Consider the following 1,256-nt stretch of genomic DNA (forward strand, 5'->3'; position numbering starts at 1 on the left):
TCCGTCGTCGGCAGCGTCAGATGTGTATAAGAGACAGCCACAACTCCGACGAGGGCGGCGGGCCCGTCGTGGCGGCCTCCTGACCCATGACCGTCGAGACCGGCCGGTCCGGGACGCCCCCGGGTGCGGGCCTGCTCGACGACGAGCACGCCGTCGTCAGGGGCCTGTGGCGAGCCGTCGACGTCTTCCGGGTGCTCGCCCTGGTCTACGCCGCGTACTCGGTCTGGGAGCGCCGCGCCGAGGTGGCCCACCCTGCGGTCGCGCTCTCGGTCCTCGGTCTGCTCGCCGGATGGACGGCTGCCCAGACCGCCCGGCCGATGCGCACGGTTCGCGCCTACACCGCCGAGCTCGCGATGGGCTGCGCCGCGATCCTCGCGACCCGCCTCGTCGACACTCCCGAGGTCATCACCGGAGGTGCCAAGACGATCCCGTCGATCTGGCCCTCCGCCGCCGTCGTCGGCTTCGCGATCCTGCGCGGCTGGCGCGGGGGTGTCGCGGCTGCCTCGCTCGTCGCCGCGAGCTCCTTCGTCGAGGTCGCCGAGCCGACCGCCAACACGGTCTCGAACTCGATCTTCGGGCTCCTCCTCGGCGGCTGCATCGGCTACTGCGTCGACCTCGCCCGGGCCAGCCACGCCGCGCTCGCCGAGGCGATGCGGCTCGACGCGGCCCGCGCCGAGCGGGACCGCCTGGCGCGCACCGTCCACGACGGCGTCCTGCAGACCCTCGCCTTCATCCACCGGCGCGCCACCGACCTCGGCGGCGAGTCCGCGGCTCTCGGGGCCATGGCGGGGGAGCAGGAGCGCATCCTGCGGACACTCGTCAGCCAAACCGATCTGGCCGCGGTCGGTCGGGCGGTCAGCGGCGAGGCGGACCTGCGCACCCTGCTGCGCCACGTCGAGACCGACGACGTCCAGCTGGTGTCACCGGCCGATGCCGTCCTGCTGCCCCGACGCGTCGCCGACGAGGTCGTGGCCGCGGTCGAGGCGGCGCTCGACAACGTCCGCAAGCACGCCGGGGACGGCGCGCGCACGTGGGTGCTGCTCGACGACGACGGCCGCGACGTCGCCGTGACGATCCGCGACTCGGGTCGCGGGCTGAGCCAGGCCAGGCTCGAGGAGGCCGTCGACCAGGGCCGGCTCGGGGTCTCCTCGAGCATCAAGGGTCGCCTGGCCGACCTCGGTGGCCGGGCCGCCATCACCTCGGGACCGGCCGGGGGCACGACCGTCGAGCTGCGCGTGCCGCGCGCTCCCACCCAC

At 74.5% G+C, this 1,256-nt stretch carries 1 protein-coding gene; it reads left to right on the top strand.

The window, feature by feature from the left end; all coding sequences use genetic code 11:
- Positions 1-86: 86 nt before the first annotated feature.
- The coding region (macS, locus tag ACR9ZK_RS21555; protein WP_481344008.1) for a MacS family sensor histidine kinase at positions 87-1,256 on the top strand (1,170 nt) is incomplete at its 3' end.

The organism is Monashia sp. HAY1-5C (genome assembly GCF_056755255.1).